This is a genomic window from Marinomonas gallaica (genome assembly GCF_001639745.1).
GTDB classification, from domain to species: domain Bacteria; phylum Pseudomonadota; class Gammaproteobacteria; order Pseudomonadales; family Marinomonadaceae; genus Marinomonas; species Marinomonas gallaica.
Window position 1 is genome coordinate 134,302 of sequence record NZ_LTAX01000006.1, and the last position, 18,681, is coordinate 152,982.

16 protein-coding genes are annotated in these 18,681 nt (G+C 44.2%); 13 read left to right on the forward strand and 3 right to left on the reverse strand.

Features of this window, described 5'->3' with window-relative positions; genetic code table 11:
* Window positions 1-27: 27 nt before the first annotated feature.
* The 9 genes from AYW76_RS08155 (at window position 28) to AYW76_RS08195 (ending at window position 11,388) form a co-directional block, all read left to right on the forward strand.
* Window positions 28-1,053, forward strand: a complete 1,026-nt coding sequence (locus AYW76_RS08155) for a CobW family GTP-binding protein (protein WP_067218310.1) — start codon at window positions 28-30, stop codon at window positions 1,051-1,053.
* Window positions 1,054-1,228: 175 nt separating this feature from the next.
* Window positions 1,229-3,028 carry an acyl-CoA dehydrogenase C-terminal domain-containing protein gene (locus AYW76_RS08160; protein ID WP_067218314.1) on the forward strand — a complete coding sequence of 600 codons (1,800 nt, stop codon included), beginning with the start codon at window positions 1,229-1,231 and terminating at the stop codon, window positions 3,026-3,028.
* Window positions 3,029-3,058: 30 nt separating this feature from the next.
* A complete protein-coding gene (locus AYW76_RS08165; protein WP_067218317.1) occupies window positions 3,059-3,376 on the forward strand; it encodes an SCP2 sterol-binding domain-containing protein in 318 nt (105 codons plus the stop codon).
* 78 nt (window positions 3,377-3,454) lie between these two features.
* Window positions 3,455-5,140, forward strand: a complete 1,686-nt coding sequence (locus tag AYW76_RS08170; protein WP_269448096.1) for an AMP-binding protein — start codon at window positions 3,455-3,457, stop codon at window positions 5,138-5,140.
* A gap of 133 nt (window positions 5,141-5,273) precedes the next feature.
* On the forward strand, window positions 5,274-6,023 hold the full coding sequence (locus tag AYW76_RS08175; protein ID WP_067218320.1) for an enoyl-CoA hydratase-related protein: 750 nt from the start codon (window positions 5,274-5,276) through the stop codon (window positions 6,021-6,023).
* Window positions 6,024-6,357: 334 nt separating this feature from the next.
* On the forward strand, window positions 6,358-8,508 hold the full coding sequence (fadB, locus tag AYW76_RS08180) for a fatty acid oxidation complex subunit alpha FadB (RefSeq protein WP_067218323.1): 2,151 nt from the start codon (window positions 6,358-6,360) through the stop codon (window positions 8,506-8,508).
* A 27-nt stretch (window positions 8,509-8,535) separates the two neighbouring features.
* Window positions 8,536-9,711 carry an acetyl-CoA C-acyltransferase FadA gene (gene fadA / locus AYW76_RS08185; RefSeq protein ID WP_067218325.1) on the forward strand — a complete coding sequence of 392 codons (1,176 nt, stop codon included), beginning with the start codon at window positions 8,536-8,538 and terminating at the stop codon, window positions 9,709-9,711.
* A 98-nt stretch (window positions 9,712-9,809) separates the two neighbouring features.
* On the forward strand, window positions 9,810-10,265 hold the full coding sequence (locus AYW76_RS08190; RefSeq protein ID WP_067218328.1) for a hypothetical protein: 456 nt from the start codon (window positions 9,810-9,812) through the stop codon (window positions 10,263-10,265).
* A complete protein-coding gene (locus AYW76_RS08195) occupies window positions 10,258-11,388 on the forward strand; it encodes a GGDEF domain-containing protein (protein WP_067218331.1) in 1,131 nt (376 codons plus the stop codon). Before AYW76_RS08190 ends, AYW76_RS08195 begins: the two co-directional genes overlap by 8 nt.
* On the opposite strand, the gene AYW76_RS08200 is transcribed toward AYW76_RS08195, so the two are convergent.
* Window positions 11,385-11,873 (reverse strand): hypothetical protein, encoded by a 489-nt coding sequence (locus tag AYW76_RS08200; protein ID WP_067218333.1) that lies wholly within the window; start codon window positions 11,871-11,873, stop codon window positions 11,385-11,387. The genes AYW76_RS08195 and AYW76_RS08200 overlap by 4 nt on opposite strands.
* Window positions 11,874-12,032: 159 nt before the next feature.
* A complete protein-coding gene (locus AYW76_RS08205; protein WP_067218336.1) occupies window positions 12,033-12,779 on the reverse strand; it encodes a siderophore-interacting protein in 747 nt (248 codons plus the stop codon).
* Window positions 12,780-12,999: 220 nt separating this feature from the next.
* Between AYW76_RS08205 and glsB the strand changes: the two genes are divergently transcribed.
* The 4 genes from glsB to AYW76_RS08225 all read left to right on the forward strand — a co-directional run bounded on the left by glsB (window position 13,000) and on the right by AYW76_RS08225 (window position 17,165).
* Window positions 13,000-13,908 (forward strand): glutaminase B, encoded by a 909-nt coding sequence (gene glsB, locus AYW76_RS08210; RefSeq protein WP_067218424.1) that lies wholly within the window; start codon window positions 13,000-13,002, stop codon window positions 13,906-13,908.
* 108 nt (window positions 13,909-14,016) lie between these two features.
* Entirely contained in the window at window positions 14,017-15,471 is a 1,455-nt protein-coding gene (locus AYW76_RS08215; protein ID WP_067218338.1) for a TrkH family potassium uptake protein, read from the forward strand.
* 24 nt (window positions 15,472-15,495) lie between these two features.
* Entirely contained in the window at window positions 15,496-16,476 is a 981-nt protein-coding gene (locus AYW76_RS08220; protein WP_156489045.1) for a sensor histidine kinase, read from the forward strand.
* Window positions 16,476-17,165, forward strand: a complete 690-nt coding sequence (locus AYW76_RS08225) for a response regulator (RefSeq protein ID WP_067218343.1) — start codon at window positions 16,476-16,478, stop codon at window positions 17,163-17,165. The genes AYW76_RS08220 and AYW76_RS08225 overlap by 1 nt, the downstream gene beginning before the upstream one ends.
* Here AYW76_RS08225 and AYW76_RS08230 read toward each other — a convergent pair.
* Window positions 17,155-18,618 (reverse strand): diguanylate cyclase domain-containing protein, encoded by a 1,464-nt coding sequence (locus AYW76_RS08230; RefSeq protein WP_067218347.1) that lies wholly within the window; start codon window positions 18,616-18,618, stop codon window positions 17,155-17,157. The genes AYW76_RS08225 and AYW76_RS08230 overlap by 11 nt on opposite strands.
* Window positions 18,619-18,681 lie beyond the last annotated feature (63 nt).

The window sequence follows — 18,681 nt, forward strand, 5'->3', positions numbered from 1 at the left end:
TTTCTTACTACAGTTTAAGGTTTTACTATGCAATACAAAGGTATCAAGGTAAACGTCATCACTGGCTTTCTTGGGTCAGGTAAAACGACCTTGATTAAACAGTTGTTAGAACAAGTGCCTGAGGGAGAACGTTGGGCCGTGTTAGTCAACGAATTTGGTGAAGTAGGCATCGATGGTGAGTTGCTTAAAGTCGGCGATATTGCCATCAAACAAGTCCCTGGTGGATGTTTATGCTGTGTTTCGTCCGCCGCATTCAGTGTGGGGCTGAATGAGCTAATTAAAACGGCTAAACCTGACCGCATATTGATTGAACCAACCGGTATTGGTCATCCTCATCAAATTGTAGAGCAGCTCTGTTCCAAGCCTTATTATGGTGTCTTAGAGGTTTGTGGGACGATTTGCTTAATGGATGTGCGCAATTTGTCTGATCCACGTTATTTGGGGCAGCCAGCCTTTTTTGATCAGATTGATGATGCAGACATACTTATTGCCAGTAAAGCCGATCTGTACAGCAGCGATGATGAGTTACGTTTTTTACAGTTTGCTAAGCAATTTGAACCCGCCAAGTCAGTCATTGCCTTGAGCGAGCATGGTCGTTTTGATCAATCATGGTTGGATGTGGCTAGGGCGCAGCAGCATAGTCACCACGACCACGACCACGACCACGACCACGACCACGACCACGACCACGACCACGACCACGACCACGACCACGACCACGATGTCGTTACTAGCCAACCTAGTGCTGGAGTAATGTGTTATCAAAAACGAGATCTGGATATGGCCAGTATTGGTTGGGTTGCAGATTCGAATTGGTTTATCACGTCTGAGCGGTTTGAACAGTTTTTGGCGTATTTATCTGAAGCCTCTAACTTTTGGCGCTTCAAAGGTATTATTCGTGTTGATGATCAATTTGAACAGATCAATATGACCCAAACAGAAATGCAGAGAAGAGCAACCGATGAGGTGCTAACCTCAAGATTTGAATGTATTTTTTCGATAACTGATGGTTATGAAAAACATTTAAATGTGCTTCATAAAATCCTCTTCTAAGACGTTTTTAAGGCTTTATTTTTCTGGCACGTGGCATGGCATAGAATGTCACTGGCGCGTTTTTGTTATTTAACTTGCTTTGATATGTTATTGAGAGAAGAACGCTTTTCGACAACGCTTAAGGGCATGTTGTTAAACAATCTTTTTTTATAAAAATAATATTGAGGTGAGTACCATGCCTGACTACAAAGCGCCATTGCGTGATCTGAAATTTATCACTGACGAAGTATTGGGGATTCATCAGCATTACGCCGCGCTAGCGGGTGCAGAGGAAGCAACACCTGATATGGTCAATGCCATTATCGAAGAAGGGGCGAAGTTCTCAGAGCGCGTGCTAGCCCCTCTGAACCAAATTGGTGATCAACAAGGATGCCGATTTGAGAATGGCGAAGTAACCACTCCAGATGGATTTAAAGAGGCGTATCAGCAATACGTAGAAAGCGGCTGGCCATCACTCTCTCATGATGTTGAAGTTGGCGGTCAAGGATTGCCTGAGTCGCTGGGCATGATGGTGTCAGAGTTTGTCTCAACGGCTAACTGGGCATGGAGCATGTATCCTGGGTTAAGTCATGGCGCCATGAACACGCTTGAGCAGCACGGTACCGAAGAGCAAAAACAAGCCTACCTAACGAAACTGGTTACCGGTGAGTGGACCGGCACTATGTGTTTGACCGAGCCGCATTGTGGTACAGATCTGGGCATGCTTAAAACCAAAGCAATGCCAAACGACGATGGCAGTTACAGCCTGTCTGGCACGAAGATCTTCATCTCAGCTGGTGAGCATGATATGGCAGGCAATATCATCCATATCGTACTAGCTCGTCTACCAGACGCTCCAGCAGGTACCAAAGGCATTTCGTTATTCATCGTTCCAAAGTTTAATGTGACTGATGCTGGTGAAATCGGCACGCGTAATACCGTCAGCTGTGGTTCCATCGAACATAAGATGGGGATCCATGGCAATGCGACCTGTGTAATGAACTTCGATGATGCTAAAGGTTTCTTGATTGGCCCGCCTCATAAAGGTCTTAACTGTATGTTTACCTTTATGAACACCGCTCGCTTAGGCACAGCACTGCAAGGTTTAGCGCATGCGGAATGGGCTTACCAAAACTCTTTAGCGTACGCTAAAGATCGTTTGCAAATGCGTTCCTTAACAGGGCCTAAAGCGCCTGAAAAATCAGCTGACCCAATCATTGTTCACCCTGATGTTCGTCGAATGCTACTGACGCAAAAGGCGTTTTCTGAAGGCGGTCGTGCGTTAATTCATTACTGCTCAATGCTGGTCGATACCGTGAAGGCAGGGTCTCAGCAAGAAAAAGATCAAGCCGAGACGCAGTTGTCATTATTGACGCCAATAGCCAAAGCCTTTCTTACTGAAACCGGTTTTGAATCTGCTAACCACGGGTTACAAATATTTGGTGGGCATGGCTATATTGCCGACTGGGGCATGGAGCAAAACGTACGAGACTGTCGTATTGCAATGCTGTATGAAGGTACAACAGGTATTCAAGCACTGGATTTACTCGGCCGTAAAGTTCTGATGACTCAGGGCGATACGCTTAAAGCGTTTACTAAAATTATTCATAAATTCTGTAAAGCGAATGACAGTGATAAGGGCATCAAGCATTTAGTAAAACCTCTGGCGGCTTTGAATAAAGAGTGGGGCGAGATAACACTGAAAGTGGGCATGAAAGCGATGAAAAATCGTGATGAGGTTGGTGCGGCGTCAGTCGATTATTGTATGTATTCAGGTTACGTTACTTTAGCGTATTTCTGGGCTCGTATGGCGAAGACAGCCCAAGATAAGCTTACGCAAGGGACAGATGAAGAAGCATTTTACAAAGCCAAGCTACAAACGGCTAATTTCTACTTTGAGCGTATTCTGCCACGCACCAAGGCACATGCTGAAATGATATTGGCGGGTTCAAGTAGCTTGATGGCAATGGAAGAAGAGCAGTTCTTTTTACGTTAATAATGACCAAAAAGTAATAGGGAGACAATGATGAGTAATGCAAAAGAGATCTTTGACACCATGTTAACGCGCTTTGATAGTGACGCCGCTTCTGGCTTAAATGCTATATTTCAGTTTGAATTAGATGATGCAGACCCGTACTTTGTCACCATTGATGAAGGCTCAGCAGTCTATGAACAGGGTGAGCATGATGACGCGACGGTGACCTTGTCGATGGACACCGATACTTTAGACGAGGTTATGTCTGGCGAATTTGATGGCATGCAGGCATTTATGCAGGGCAAAATCAGGGCAGATGGTGATATTATGCTTGCCACAAAATTGACTCAGATATTTCCTGTGCCGTAATGAACTTTGCTCAGTAATGAGCATCCCAAAGTATATATATTTTACTTCTCCATATAACGACAATAACGGAGACGCTTTATGCTGAACACCGATGTAGACATGCCCCAAGATAAAGAACCCGGTAGTTATATTCCTGATCAGTTAAACCCAAAAGGGTTTAACTCGGTCGTTGATGTACTGTCTGAGGCTTGTGAACGCTTTAAAGATTTACCTGCTTTTACCAGTGTTGGTCGAACTCTTCACTATGATGAGCTGAAACAAAAAGTAGACGCTTTCACTACCTACTTACAGCGTCATACCGATCTAAAGCCGGGGGATCGCATCGCTGTACAGCTACCAAATGTTATTCAATTTCCAGTAGTAGTTTTTGGGGCAATGCAAGCAGGCTTGGTCGTTGTAAATACGAACCCACTGTATACTCCACATGAGCTGGAGCATCAGTTTAATGATGCGGGTGTAAAAGCCGTTGTCGTGTTCGCCAACATGGCTGCTAACGTTGAGAAAATTTTACCCAAAACGGCGATTAAACACGTTATTGTGACTGAAATCGCGGACTTTCACAGTCCTATTAAACGTTTATTGATCAACTCAGTCGTTAAGTATGTGAAAAAGATGGTCCCCGCCTATTCGTTGTCTCAGGCAATAAGTCTGAATGATGCGTTAGCGTTAGGCGCAAAGTATCGTCCTGAAATTGCTGATTTGAAGCGAACGGATCTTGCCGTTTTGCAATACACCGGTGGTACAACTGGAGTCGCAAAGGGAGCCATGCTGACCCATGCAAATCTTATTGCAAATATGCACCAGCTGAAAAATCGACTGGATTATTTGCTTAAAGAGGGGCAAGAAACCTTCATCGCGCCACTCCCTCTTTACCATATCTATGCATTCTTAATTCATGCCATGACGTTAGTCGAATACGGCGCCCATTCGATTTTGATTCCTAATCCGAGGGATTTACCCGCGTTTGTGAAAGAGCTCAAGAACTGGCGCTTTACCGGTTTTATTGGTTTAAATACTTTATTTTCTGGGTTATGTAATCGGGACGACTTTAAAGAGGTTGATTTTTCAGCGCTAAAACTAACGGCTTCTGGTGGTATGCCTCTCACTCATGCTGCGGCTGATCGCTGGAAAGAGGTGACTGGGTGTACGGTATCCGAAGGCTATGGATTGACGGAAACATCGCCAGTGGTTGCATTTAACCCTATCGGCCGAGAACAGATCGGTACGATAGGCCTCGCCGTTGAATGTACCGACGTTAAGATTATCGACGATAATGGAGATAGAGTTCAGGGCGGAGAACCGGGCATGTTATGCGTAAAAGGCCCACAAGTAATGCGGGGCTATTGGTTACGCGAACAGGCGACCCAAGATGTGATGACACCAGATGGCTTTTTAATCACAGGCGATGTTGCTACACAACAGTCGGATGGTTATTTGACGATTGTTGATCGTGCCAAAGACTTAATCATCGTGTCAGGTTTTAACGTTTATCCAACAGAAGTAGAAGATGTGATCACGCAGCATCCTGATGTCTTAGAGGCAGCAGCGATTGGTGTTGACGATGAGAAAACGGGAGAAGCGGTAAAAGCATTTCTAGTGCTGAAAGACGGCGCTACATTGGATCAGGATGCTATGCACAGCTTCTGCAGGGAAAACTTAGCTGCTTATAAAGTGCCCAAGCAGTACGAAGTACGTCAAGAGTTACCGAAAACCAATGTGGGTAAAATTCTGCGTCGCGCTTTGCGTAATCCCGAAGCAAATTAGTTGTGTGGCTGTTAGTAACGGCATTTTTTGGGCTAAACTCAATTTAAAACTATTAAGAAATCCGGTCACTGCTGCGAGTGTGTGCGGTGGTGATTAAACTTTGTCGGCAGCATCATAATAGATGGAGATAGCAATGTCGGATCATATCAGTGAGCAGGTTGAGCATGGCATCCAAATCCTGTCGTTAAATCGTCCAGAAAAGAAAAACGCCATTACTGTCGATATGTATCAAGCCTTAAGTGATGCGCTTCATCGAGCGGAGTTGGATAACACCATTAAAGTGACCGTCATTACTGGTACAGGCCCGGATTTTTCTGCTGGTAATGATATTCATGATTTTGTTGAAATTGCTCATGTTCCAGAGAAAATGGCCTCTATTATGTCATTTTTACAGACTTTAACCTCTTACAAAAAGCCCCTGATTGGTTGTGTGGAAGGTTGGGCTGTTGGTGTGGGAGCCACCATGATGTTGCATTGTGACATGGTATTTACTGCTCGGAATACCCAATTTGTGTTTCCGTTTGTTCAGCTGGGCTTAGTGCCTGAAGCCGCTTCAAGCTTTTTATTACCCCGTATTGTTGGCCATCAGAGAGCATTTGAAATGTTGATGTTCGGTGAACCGATCAATGCAGAAATGGCTTATCAATTGGGAATGGTCAATCACTTGTGTGAGCCCAAAGAAGCATTAAATCTAGCCATGAATTATGCTGAACGGTTAACCAAGTTACCAACCGAAGCAGTGATGTTGTCTAAAGATTTACTAAAGTGCCGCACAATAGATGATATCCAAATGGCACTCATGCGCGAAGGCCGCATTTTTAAGGATCGTTTACTGTCTGACGAAGCGCAGGTTCAGTTTAAGCGCTTCTTAAAAAAAGAGTGATGAAAACTGGCTGAATTACAAAACTTAACTATAGTTAAATAACAGTTTTGAGTGAAAAAGCTCTTAACATCCTACTGGTTTCGCCACCATAAATTTGCGCCCTAATCGATAATGTTTGATTAGGGCGTTTTTATTTGCGCTACGTTCTGGAAAATATTACGTATCAATCCTAGCCCAATCCGCTTAAATCTTGGTACAAAATGTCACTAAACAGAGTCTTTTTTGTTATTGAGGAAAGATACCATCTCTCTAAGCTTAATGAATGAAATGTTAAGACTGCGCCCAAGTGCGCAAAAGCGCTCTAAGGCCATAAAAATAAAAGGTGGAGGCGAGTATGAAGTTCGAAGGAAAAACGCTTCGAGTGGTAACGAACGAGTCAGGGATTGCGACCCTGACGTTGGATCTTAAAGACAGTTCTGTCAATAAATTCGGTGCTCAAGCGCTTGCAGAATTGGCGGACGTAGTCACCCAATTAGAGCAAGGCAGCACTGCACGAGGTTTAATTATTAGCAGTGCTAAAGACGCCTTTGTTGTGGGGGCAGATATCACCGAATTCATGGGTTGGTTCCAGCTTGATGATGAGCAACTGACACAAAAGCTAAAACAAACACACTATATCTTCACCAAGCTTTCAAACTTACCCATACCATCCGTAGTGGCCATTAATGGGCTTGCATTAGGGGGCGGCTTTGAGCTCTGCCTAGCGTGTGATTATCGAGTGATGGCAGACTCAGCCAAAGTCGGCTTGCCAGAAACTCAGTTGGGTATTTACCCTGGTTGGGGTGGAACCGTTCGTTTACCTCGCTTGATTGGTGTGGATAACGCCTGCGAGTGGATTTGTGGCGGTCAGCAGAAGCGCAGTGATGATGCTATGAAAGAAGGAGCGGTTGATGCCGTCGTTGCCGCAGATCAGGTTGTGGCATCCGCAGAACACCTTATGCAACAGATACTAGACGGTAAATTAGATTACCAAGCGCGTCGTAATGCTCTGCAACAGCCTATGCAATTTTCGCCAATCGAAAAAATGATGATTTTTGAGACCGTACGTGCCGTCGTTGGTGCCAAAGCCGGAAAGCATTATCCAGCGCCGATGGAAGCGATTAAATCTGTCGAAAAAGGCATTTTTCAATCGATTGATAAAGCCGTTGACACTGAAATCAAAGGCTTTGTGAAAATGGCCAAGTCACCCGTTGCGCGATCTTTGGTTGGTTTGTTCTTAAATGATCAGCATGTTAAAAAAGTGGCATCCGGTTACACTAAAAATACCGAACGTGTGACGCACGCGGCGGTGCTCGGTGCAGGTATCATGGGCGGTGGGGTGGCATATCAGTCTGCTTCCAAAGGCACACCGATTGTAATGAAAGACATTCGCCAAGATGCTCTTGAACTGGGTATGAACGAGGCGAGTAAGTTATTTGGCAAACAAGTCGAGCGCGGTAAGTTAACTACTGATAAGGCCATGCAGGGATTAAGCAAAATTACGCCAGTGCTTACTTATGGCGAGGTGGAGAATGTAGACTTAGTGGTTGAGGCGGTGGTCGAAAATCCAAAAATTAAACAATCAGTATTGGCGGAAACAGAGTCTCATCTGCGTGACGATGCAATCTTGGCATCAAATACCTCAACGATTTCCATCAACTTACTGGCACAAGCTCTGAAACGCCCAGAGAATTTCTGTGGTATGCATTTCTTTAACCCTGTGCACCGCATGCCGCTAGTCGAAGTCATTCGTGGTGAAAAAACCTCTGATGCCACGATTGCCAAGACCGTTGCTTTTGCTCAAGCGCTTGGCAAAACCCCGATTGTTGTTAATGACTGTCCAGGCTTTTTAGTAAACCGTGTGTTGTTCCCATATTTTGCAGGCTTTTCGGCCTTGCTGCGAGATGGTGCAGATTACCAAGCGGTTGATAAAGTGATGGAACGCTTTGGTTGGCCAATGGGGCCAGCTTACTTACTGGACGTGGTTGGCATTGATACGGCTTACCATGCCGATCAAGTTATGGCAGAAGGTTTCCCTGACCGTATGGGTCATGACGGTGAAAATGCGATTGATCGTTTCTTCTCATTAGGTCGCTTTGGCCAGAAATCGGGTAGTGGTTTTTATCAATACGAACAAGACCGTAAAGGTAAACCGAAAAAGCTTAAATCTGCTGAAGCCGAAAGTATATTGCAAGATCTAAGTGGTGAAACGAAGGCATTTGAAGACAGCGATATCATTGCACGTATGATGATTCCTTTGTGCATTGAAACCGCACGCTGCCTAGAAGATAACATCGTTGCGTCTGCCGCCGAAGCGGACATGGGATTGGTATACGGTATTGGTTTTCCTCCATATTTAGGCGGTGCGCTGCACTATATGGATGAAATGGGGTTAGCGGCTTTCTGTGAGTTGGCCGATCAGTACCAACACCTAGGTAAATTGTATGAGCCTACTGCTACGATGCGAGATATGGCGGCTCAACAAAAACATTACCATCAGTACTAATACCCATAGGAAGATAGGAGCTTAATCATGAAATTAAATCCAAACGATGTCGTTATTGTCGACGCAGTTCGCTCTCCGATGGGGAAGTCCAAAAACGGTGTGTTCCGTAATGTTCGCTCAGAAAACTTATCAGCTGAGTTGGTAAAAGCCTTACTAGCGCGTAACTCTGCGGTCAATCCTGCTGAGATTGAGGACTTAATTTGGGGATGTGTGAATCAAACGCTTGAACAAGGTTTTAATATGGCGCGTGCTGTGGCGCTGTTAGCTGGTATGCCCGTGACGACTGCAGCGCAAACCGTAAACCGTTTATGTGGTTCTTCGATGTCTGCCATTCATACAGCCGCTCAAGCGATCATGACAGGGCAAGGGGATATTTTTGTCGTCGGTGGTGTAGAGCACATGGGGCATGTGCCTATGATGCATGGGGTAGATGTTAATCCGGGGTTGTCCAAGCACATGGCGAAAGCTTCTATGATGATGGGCGTTACTGCAGAGATGTTAGGTAAAATGCATGGTATCAGTCGTGAAGCGCAAGATGAGTTTGCCGTTCGATCTCACCAGAAGGCTTATGAGGCAACACTGAATGGACGTTTTACAAACGAAATCATTCCTATTGAAGGACATGATGGCGCAGGCAATAAAGTGCTAGTGGAAGTGGATGAGGTGATTCGCCCAGAAACATCAATGGAAGGCTTGGCGAGCTTGCCAACAGTCTTTATGCCCAAAGGTGGAACGGTTACAGCCGGATCGTCTTCGGCTTTATCCGACGGCGCGTCAGCATTGTTGATGATGTCTGCCGCTAAAGCTCAAGAGCTCGGTCTTACGCCGATTGCGAAAGTGAGAAGCATGGCGGTAGCAGGTTGTGATCCGGCGATAATGGGGTATGGTCCAGTGCCAGCCACTAAGAAGGCGTTTAAGCGCGCTGGACTCACTGTTACCGACATGGATTTGATCGAAGTCAATGAAGCGTTTGCGGCGCAATCCATTCCTGTGTTAAAAGATCTAAAGGTTCTTGACCAGATGGACGATAAAGTCAACTTAAATGGCGGAGCGATTGCGCTTGGTCATCCACTTGGTTGTTCAGGAGCACGTATATCGACGACACTTTTGCATCAGATGCAGGCGCGTGATGCTCAGTTTGGTTTAGCGACCATGTGTATTGGTATGGGGCAAGGTATTGCAACGATTTTTGAACGCGTTTAAATCCGCATGTACGAATAAGTTGTAATGCTTTTTGGAATGAATAAAGCAGAAAGAGCGTAAGTTTTTTCTGCTTTAATTCTGTTAAGGATTACAACGATATGAACGCTGTTATTACACTTCTGAGTATTGCTCTTCTAGCGGTTAGCCAGCCAGCGTTAGCTTTGACCCTGCAATACCAAAACAAAGTAGTCGTCTTTTCTCAGCAAGAGCTTATTGAAAACCGCAACTTTACCCACAAAATGTATGGCCCTTTTCGAAGACAAGAGGTCGTTTATGAAGGTTATGACCTTTCTTTATTCCTGCAACAGAATCTAAACGTTAACGCAAACACTGTCGTCATAGATGCCATTGATGGTTACAAAATGACCTTGAAAAACATCGACTCGCGGCCTTTGATGCTTGTGGTAAAAGAAGACAGCAAGCCTTTATCCATCCGAGAGCATGGTCCGTCTAGAATTATTGAAACAGATCTAGGTGGCAGAGATGTTCGCAATATCTCTTTATTCGATGACTGGGTTTGGATGATTAAGAAGATTGAGGTCATTGATGACTAAACCTTCGAGAACACTGAGTATTTTAGGTGTCGGTTTATTGTCCATTACGGTCGTCATTACTCTGGTGTTGGTGAATACTGTAAGGTTTGATGGTTCGTTACGCGCACTGTTTAATCGTGACCATGGTATTTATGACCATGCTATGGTCGATCGCTCAAAAAAGTATCTTTTGAACGTCCTTCCATTGATAGAGACCCTTAACGATGCAGCAGAAGAGAACTCACTTGTTCGCGAAGAAGCATTGGCGCAATTTGATCTTGCTTATGCCTATTTAAATATTGGCCGCTATTTAGAGCGTTACGAATGTGTTCAACCTGCGTTGGATGATATCTTGACACTGCGTGATGACGTAGAAAAAGGTGCGAAACGTGCTTTTAGATACCAAATATGGGCTGAAATTTTAACGTGTTATGATGACGTGGGTAGAAGCCAAGATGAGCTAAAAGCCAATTTAATTGAGCGCGCGCTAATTGATTCTAGGGCGAACCAGTTTTGGATGAACGTGGGGGTCATCTCGGTATTTGCGCTCGCTATCATGCTGTGGCTTTTGCTTGAAATTCAACACCGCCGCGGACATAAGAGTGAGACAGAAAAAGAGGCATGGCAAAGTAGAGCGATGACCGATCATTTAACGTCTACGTATAATCGTATGGCGCTGCATGAAGCCCTCGAGTCATTAGTCAAGCAATGGCCTGTGGCCAATGAGTCTGTTGGCTTAGTGTTTTACGATATTGATCATTTCAAGCAATTTAATGATTCGTTTGGGCATGTAGCAGGGGATCAGGCATTGCGCCAAGTCGCTAGTACAGTTAATAAACTATTACCCAACCCTTCAAACCATTACCGATTTGGAGGAGAAGAGTTTTTTATCGTAAACCGAGAAACTGAGCACTCAGAAGTGGTTGCGCTAGCGGATCGAATATTATCAGCAGTACAAAACTTGAACATAGAAAACCCGAACAGCGACACAGGAATGTTAACAGTCAGCGTTGGTGTGTATATGTTAGAGCAGCGTGACTACACGGCTGAAGAATTGATCATGAAAGTGGATGAGCTGCTTTATGTCGCTAAAAAACATGGCCGTAATCGTGTTGTTGACGAATTTACAGGGCAGGATATCTAGCTGATATGAAATTTCTTCTCCAGCTCTGCTCGTTTTAAGAAGTGCTTTTGTTTGAGCGATTTAAGGTTTGCGCGCGCACGTTGCTTCGCTTCAGAAGTTTGGTGTAATTCATAGTTTGGCTCTAATTTAGCCATACGAAGCTCGGACTCATAGTGATCTAAGACATCATCAATGTTGTCTTGATAATGCTCCTCTAATTTTTCCAGAGCCTGGTAATAGTCATCAAATACTTGGCTAATATTGGCCTTGTAAGCGTAATGGCTTGAATCTGATGCATCGCGAGTGAGACGGCTGTGTACGCGATAAGCTGACGGTAGGGCCTTATAATCAGAAGCCTCGATCGGACGCTCTTCAAGGTATGTTTCATAGCCCGACGACGTGGAGGTAGAGAGCGCCTCATCAGCGCTTGCAGAAGGCTGAAATAAAGACAACACCAAGATGGATGATAATGAGCCAAGCTGTTTTTTACGTATAATAAGTTTCATCAGGTAGTCCCCCTAGAAAGATCTAACCGTTTGAGAATATTTAGTTCGATCTAGCTTGGCAATCCACTTAGTGTTACTTGCACAGTGTTATGCAATTCCTGATTTTTTCTAGACTTAAACTAGATGGAAAAGTGCTCTGGTTTATGTGTTTCGGTTGTATTACACAGCGTCATTTTTATCTAGGTCTTCGCGCTTTTCAATTTTGTGTTGATCTTCGTTGAGACCGTGCTTCCAGTAACTTGAGATGTATAAATTACCTTTCTCAACGTCACTACGTTCTTTAAAGAACGCACGTAACGCACGCATAGAGCTGAATTCGCATGCGGCCCAAATTGCAACGTTGCCATCTAACCATTTAAGTGTCTTCAGATGTTCTAATAGCGATTGACTGTCTTGTCCAGGATTAGGGTTTATGATCCATTTGAGTTCAATGTCGTCTGGTTTTTGCAGTGTTTGGATATCAGCCTCGGTTTGCACTTCCAGAATGGCATAGCCTTTAGACTCGCTAGGTAAGTTGGCTAAATTAACGCTGATAGCGGGTAAAGACGTCATGTCGCCGACAAAAATCATCCAGTCTGCAGATTCTGAAATACGTTTTTTGGGCCCAGGGCCACCCACTTGAATCTGGTCTCCTGTTTGCGTATGTAATGCCCAGAGACATGCCACACCAGAGTCCCCATGCAGTGCAAAGTCGACATCAAGTTCATGTTGGCGTTGTTGACGGATAGTGTAAGTCCGCATCAAGCGGCTACCATCCGTAGTAGGAAATATAAACTTAATGTAGCCACCTTCTTGACCTTCAGGGAAACCTGCGAGCGCTTTACCACCAAGCGTAACCCTGAGCATATTGGCGGTAACGTACTCTTTACGAATGACCTTTAATAAACGCGATGTTGGCTTTGACACAACAGTAACCTCATAGTTCGGTTCTAATTGAGAATGGATATCAATTTATATTAGCGACTGCTTAAAAGCAATGAAACACACTGTTGCACAATAGTAACTGATTAGGAAAACAAGATTCTGCGTCATGGTGGACATAATTTTTCGTTCTGCTTTTGAAGCAGTTCTGGCACAATCTGTGGCCAAAATTATAAGACTAATCCCCCAAGAACTAAGGCTCTTTATGCAATCCTTACTGCGCACGATTTATGACGATGTAAAACCTCTTGTTGGACAGGGCAAAGTGGCTGACTACATTCCAGCATTAGCAAGCGTCGACCCTAATCAATTCGGCATAGCCATCTTTAGTAATAAAAGTGAGCTTTATCAAATCGGCGATGCTGAGGTGCCGTTTTCCATTCAGAGTATTTCTAAAGTATTCAGTTTAACATTGGCAATCAAGCATTATGGAGAGGGGATGTGGCAGCGTGTTGGCCGCGAGCCATCAGGTTTGCCATTTAACTCATTGGTTCAGCTTGAATATGAAAACGGTGTACCTCGTAACCCATTTATTAATGCTGGGGCGCTTGTGATAAGTGACATGAACCAGTCACGATTTGCTTCGCCACATTACGCAATGAGTGAGTTCGTACGCCGGATATCAGGCAATCCAGAACTCAAAACAGACTTGAAAGTTGCAGACTCAGAGTATGAGTTTCGTCATAGAAATGCGGCGATGGCTCACTTAATGAAGTCTAACGGTAATTTTGAGAATGAAGTTGAAGAGGTGCTGAAAAGCTATTTTGCTAATTGCGCATTGAGAATGAGCTGTGTTGATCTGGCGAAAGCGTTTAACTTTTTAGCGAACAAAGGATTTTGTTCCATCAGTAATGAACAGGTGCTTTCGGAGCAAGAGGCACGACAAGTGAATGCGTTAATGGCCACCAGTGGTATGTACGATGAAGCAGGCAGTTTCGCCTTTCAAGTCGGACTTCCTGGGAAAAGTGGTGTCGGAGGTGGCATCGTCGCGATTGTACCAAATCGTTTTTCGGTGTGCGTATGGTCGCCAGCCTTGAATAAAGTAGGGAACTCCACTGCGGGTGTTGCGGCATTAGAGTCCATGACTAAGCATATAGGCTGGTCAGTTTATTAGTGATGTAAGCCAAACTTTATAGTTTCTTAATAGGTTGGCTAAAAGCTTTACACCTAATTAATAAGTCAATTACTAGAATAGCCTCATTACTTTGTATTATGAGGCTTTATGATTCGTTTCATTCTAATGTCCCGCTTACTCTCCCTGCCTATGTTGTGGATGGGCGTCATCCAGCTAATATTTGCGGAGTTGTCACATTACCTCTTTCAAGATGGTGTGACTAAGGGGTTTCTTACAAGTGCCTTAATAACCATTGTATGCTCTTTAATGGTATTGTTTGGGGCACGAAAATATCGCTTCTCTTCCGTGAATACTAAGGAAGCGATTCTGTTTGCTGTGCTTACCTGGATATCTGTTGGTCTACTTGGCGCTGTTCCTATTTATAGTATTACGCAAGTAAGCTGGACGGATGCAGTGTTTGAGTCGATAAGCGCATTAACGACGACAGGCGCAACTATTTTAAGTGGCTTAGATAGTATGCCTAAAAGTTTTTTAATGTACCGTCAGTTCCTACAATGGATGGGAGGACTGGGAGTTGTGATTTTTGTTGTCGCAGTACTGCCAATGCTCAACATTGGTGGTATGCGACTGCTTAAAGCTGAGACAGTTGGCCCCGTAAAAGATGTAAAGCTGACGCCAAGAGTAAAGAATACCGCACATTATCTTTGGTATGTGTACTTATTGATTACCGTAGCCTGTGCAATGAGCTATTGGCTGGCAGGAATGAGTGTTTATGATGCCATTGCTCACAGTTTAACAACTGTCTCTACAGGTGGTTTTTCAACCCATGATGCCAGTATGGGTTATTTTGAAAGCAGTTTAATTCTATGGGTGAGCTGTATTTTTATGGCGCTTGGGGCGATTAGTTTCTCGTTACATTATAGAGTTGTCGCGGGAAAACGCCTTGCGCTGTATTGGAAAGACGAAGAGTGTCGTTGGTTTTTACTCCTTGCACTATTCTTTTCGTTATTGGTAATGCAGCAGCTACTGCAATTTTCAGATGAAACACATGTTTTAAAAGCCCTAACTCAAGCAACATTTCACGTATTGTCGTTTATGACCAGTACGGGGTACGGCGCTGGCGATTTTACGCAGTGGCAGGGTGCATCGATTATTTTATTACTGGTTGTTGGTTATATTGGTGGGTGTGCAGGTTCTACCGCAGGTGGCAATAAGGTGGTGCGAAATATTATTTCATTTAAAGCCATACTGCTTGAGGTAAAGCAACTGATTCATCCCTGTGCTGTGTTTACCATGCGCTATCAGGGGCGGCCAGTGAATGAACAGATACGGCACAGTGTGATGGCTTTTATGTGTTTAGCGGCATTAACAACAATCTTGCTTACTTTGTTATTAATGCTAACTGGCGTGGATTTTTTTAGCGCGTTGAGTGGTGTTGCTGCGTGTTTAAATGTGTTGGGGCCAGGTTTTGGTGAGTTGGGAAATAACTTTTCGCCGCTTACGGATGTCGCCACATGGTTGTTGTCGTTCACGATGATTTTGGGGCGCTTAGAGTACTTCACTGTCATTGCTATCTTTACGCCTTACTTATGGCGTGCGTAGCGCCAATACCTTTGGGAGCTTGTTTTGAATAAATTCACTAAACCATGGATGCAATATATTGTGTCAGCGGGGGTTCCTGCTGGCATTATTTTGCTGGCGTTGCCCCTTCGACAGTACGTAACAGTGAGTGATGTTATGTTGCTGGGAGTGGCTTGTGTAACGTTTATTGGCTTTCGTTTCGGTAAGAGTGAAGCAATAGTTGCAAGTGTGACCAGCGTACTGTTTGTGGATGTATTGTTTGTAGATCCATACTACACCTTGGCGGTCCATAATTTTGATTATTTTGTGAGTTTTGGTGTGATGCTCGCGGTGGGGGTGTTCATCGCACAACTTGCTCAACGCAATCAAATAGTTGAACTTGAAAAGCAAGCCACTATGCGCTTAAAAGAACGAGAAGAGATTCGAGCAAATTTACTTCGCTCGATAGGGCATGATCTTCGTACGCCTCTGGGAACTGTTATGGGGGCGTCCAGTTTGCTAATGGAAGATTCGATTGTGTTATCTAAGTCGCAGCAGCAAGAGCAAATATCTAATATATATCAACAAAGTTTAATTCTAAAAAATCAGATCGATAAAATGTTGGAACTCAGTCGTATCCGTGATTTGCAAACAACCAATGACTGGCTCACGTTGCCATGTGTGGATTTAGTTAGCTCGGCTTTTGTTCGTATCAAAGCGAGCCAAATTGACGGTTTTTCGGTGGACTATGGGGTGGATTCGGTGAAAGGCGACAGTGCGTTGTTAGAGATTGCATTAGCCAACTTGATTGATAATGCGAGTCGCCATGGGAGCGCGCCATGCAAAATCCAATTTAGTCGTATTCAAACGGCTTACTGCCTTGAGGTGATCAATGGACTGGGTGAACAAAATACACCTCAAACAGACTCGGGTAACGGCTTGGGATTTTTGATATGTGATGCCATTGCGAAGCTGCATGGTGGAGAGTTTCTTTTTCAGAAACAGTCGAATCAAGTCAGTGCTCGAATTTGTTGGGAGGAGCAGTAATGCAGCACATATTAGTAATTGAAGATGATGCGTCCATGCAAAGTTTTTTGAAAACATTATGCGAGTCAGCAGGCTTTAAAGTATCTCTTGCCAATACTATCGAACAAGCGTCGGCCGTCATGTCAGGGGCTCTATTGGTTGATCTTTGTTTGCTAGATCTTGGGTTACCTGATGGTAGTGGTCATGATTTTATTCGTGCGTTTAAACCACAGATGACAGCTCCGATTATAGTCATCTCTGCTAGGGATACGGATTTTGATAAAATCACAGCATTGGATTTGGGGGCGGATGACTATGTGGCTAAACCATTCAGTTCAGGGGAGCTGTTAGCTCGTATTCGCGTGTCTTTGAGGCGTTTAGTACAAGAGAATGAAGCAACTCCCTCGACCTTTCAAGTTCAGCACTTAAACGTAAATCTTGATGCGCGAACCGTTTATTTAGACGGTGTTGATGACGCTATCCATCTGACACCGATTGAATTTCGGCTACTCGAACTCTTCTTAAAACAACCTAATAAAGTTTTAACGTACAGCCAGATAGGGCGAGACGTATGGGGCAACCAGTTTACGGGGAGCACAGAGAAAATTCGCGTACATATTGCCCAGCTGAGACAAAAAATCGAAAAAATGCCGTCAGCGCCAACTTTGATTAGTAATGCCCCTGGTATTGGCTATCGCCTTAACCATTAAAGGGGGCACAGTGAATGTTGGGTGTATCTGGCTTTAGTTTAGCCTGATACATAGCTCTATCGGCGTTTGTAATGAGATGCGATGGGTCTTCTTGCTGGCCTTTAAAAGAAGTGATGCCAATGCTTGCGTTGATGTGCAGTGTTTCAAGTCCAACGTAATAAGGCGTCTTGAGGGCTTCAATGATTTCTTTTGCACAACAAATAGCATGCTCTTCGTCTTCTATGTTCTGTAACAGAATGGTGAATTCATCGCCGCCATGTCGAGCGATTTTAATACCAGGGCTGATAAACTGTTTAAGGCGCAGTCCAACCTCACGCAAAATGATGTCGCCTCTGTTATGACCAAAGTTATCGTTTACGTGTTTGAAATTGTTTAAATCTAAAAACATGATGGCATGCAATGCATCATTACCAGATGTTTGATTAAGTGCTTTGAGGTGGTCTTCAAACGCTACGCGATTCTCTAGACTGGTTAAAGGATCTTTATAGGCAAGGCTCGTAAGATGTTCACGTTCAGCCATATCATGGCTAACATCTTCGATTTGCCAGATAGCCATGTGTCGACCATTATCAAAAGCACTGGATTTCTCCACTTTCAAGATGGCGTGTTTAAATGCCAGATTTGATAGCTGATACAAGTTAGACTGATCGACTAAAGGAACGATGAGGTCGTGTATTTTTTGTCGGTTTAGGGCGTCAGAATCTATAGCCAGAAGCGTCATAAATTTTCGGTTTGCTTGGACAATAAGGCCGTCATCATCGGTAACGGCCACCGCTGAAGGCATGTCTTGCAAAAGTGCTTCAATCAATGTCTTTTCATGTTCTAGTGCGTTTATACGGTTGCGATAGAGCCAGTACGCAGTAACAAAGTTGATCATACTTAATAAGAGTGCAATCGCTTGGAGGAAGCGTATCTTTCCTGTTTCATAACGAGCTTGTTGCTCTATGGCCAGTGCTAGCGCATTCATATTGTTTAACAGGAGATTGTTTTGCTCCGCAAACGCTTGGTTGAGAGCGACATAAAGGCTTGGGGATGGCGTTTTGATGTAGCTCAGCACTTGCGTCCTAAGCGGCAGCCAATTATTCCAGCCTTGTTCAACAAGAGGGTAGTAAGGGCGGTGTTGAAATGACTCAATGGTGACTAATGTATTGTCCGTGTTGATGGTCGTGCCGCCATTACGAAAAGCGCTTAATGTACGATCAAATAAACTAACGCTTTCTTTCAGTGTTGTGAGTTGTGTCTGGTTCGTAGCGCTGGGTGGTGCGTAGAGAAACTCTTTCACCATTTTTTGTGACAGCATACGTTGGCGGCCAGCAAGGTTGAGTTCAATGGTTTGGCTTTGGATGCGTTGTGTTAGCCATATGTTTAAGCCCAGTGCTGTACCATCAAAGATAAAAAATAGAATAATAGAGTAAGTTAAAAATGGGCTTATGCTTCCTTTACGCCAGTTCATTCGATTTCTCCTGTCGAGCCTGATCATTATCAAGTTCCACCGATGTTCTCATAGCCACTAAAC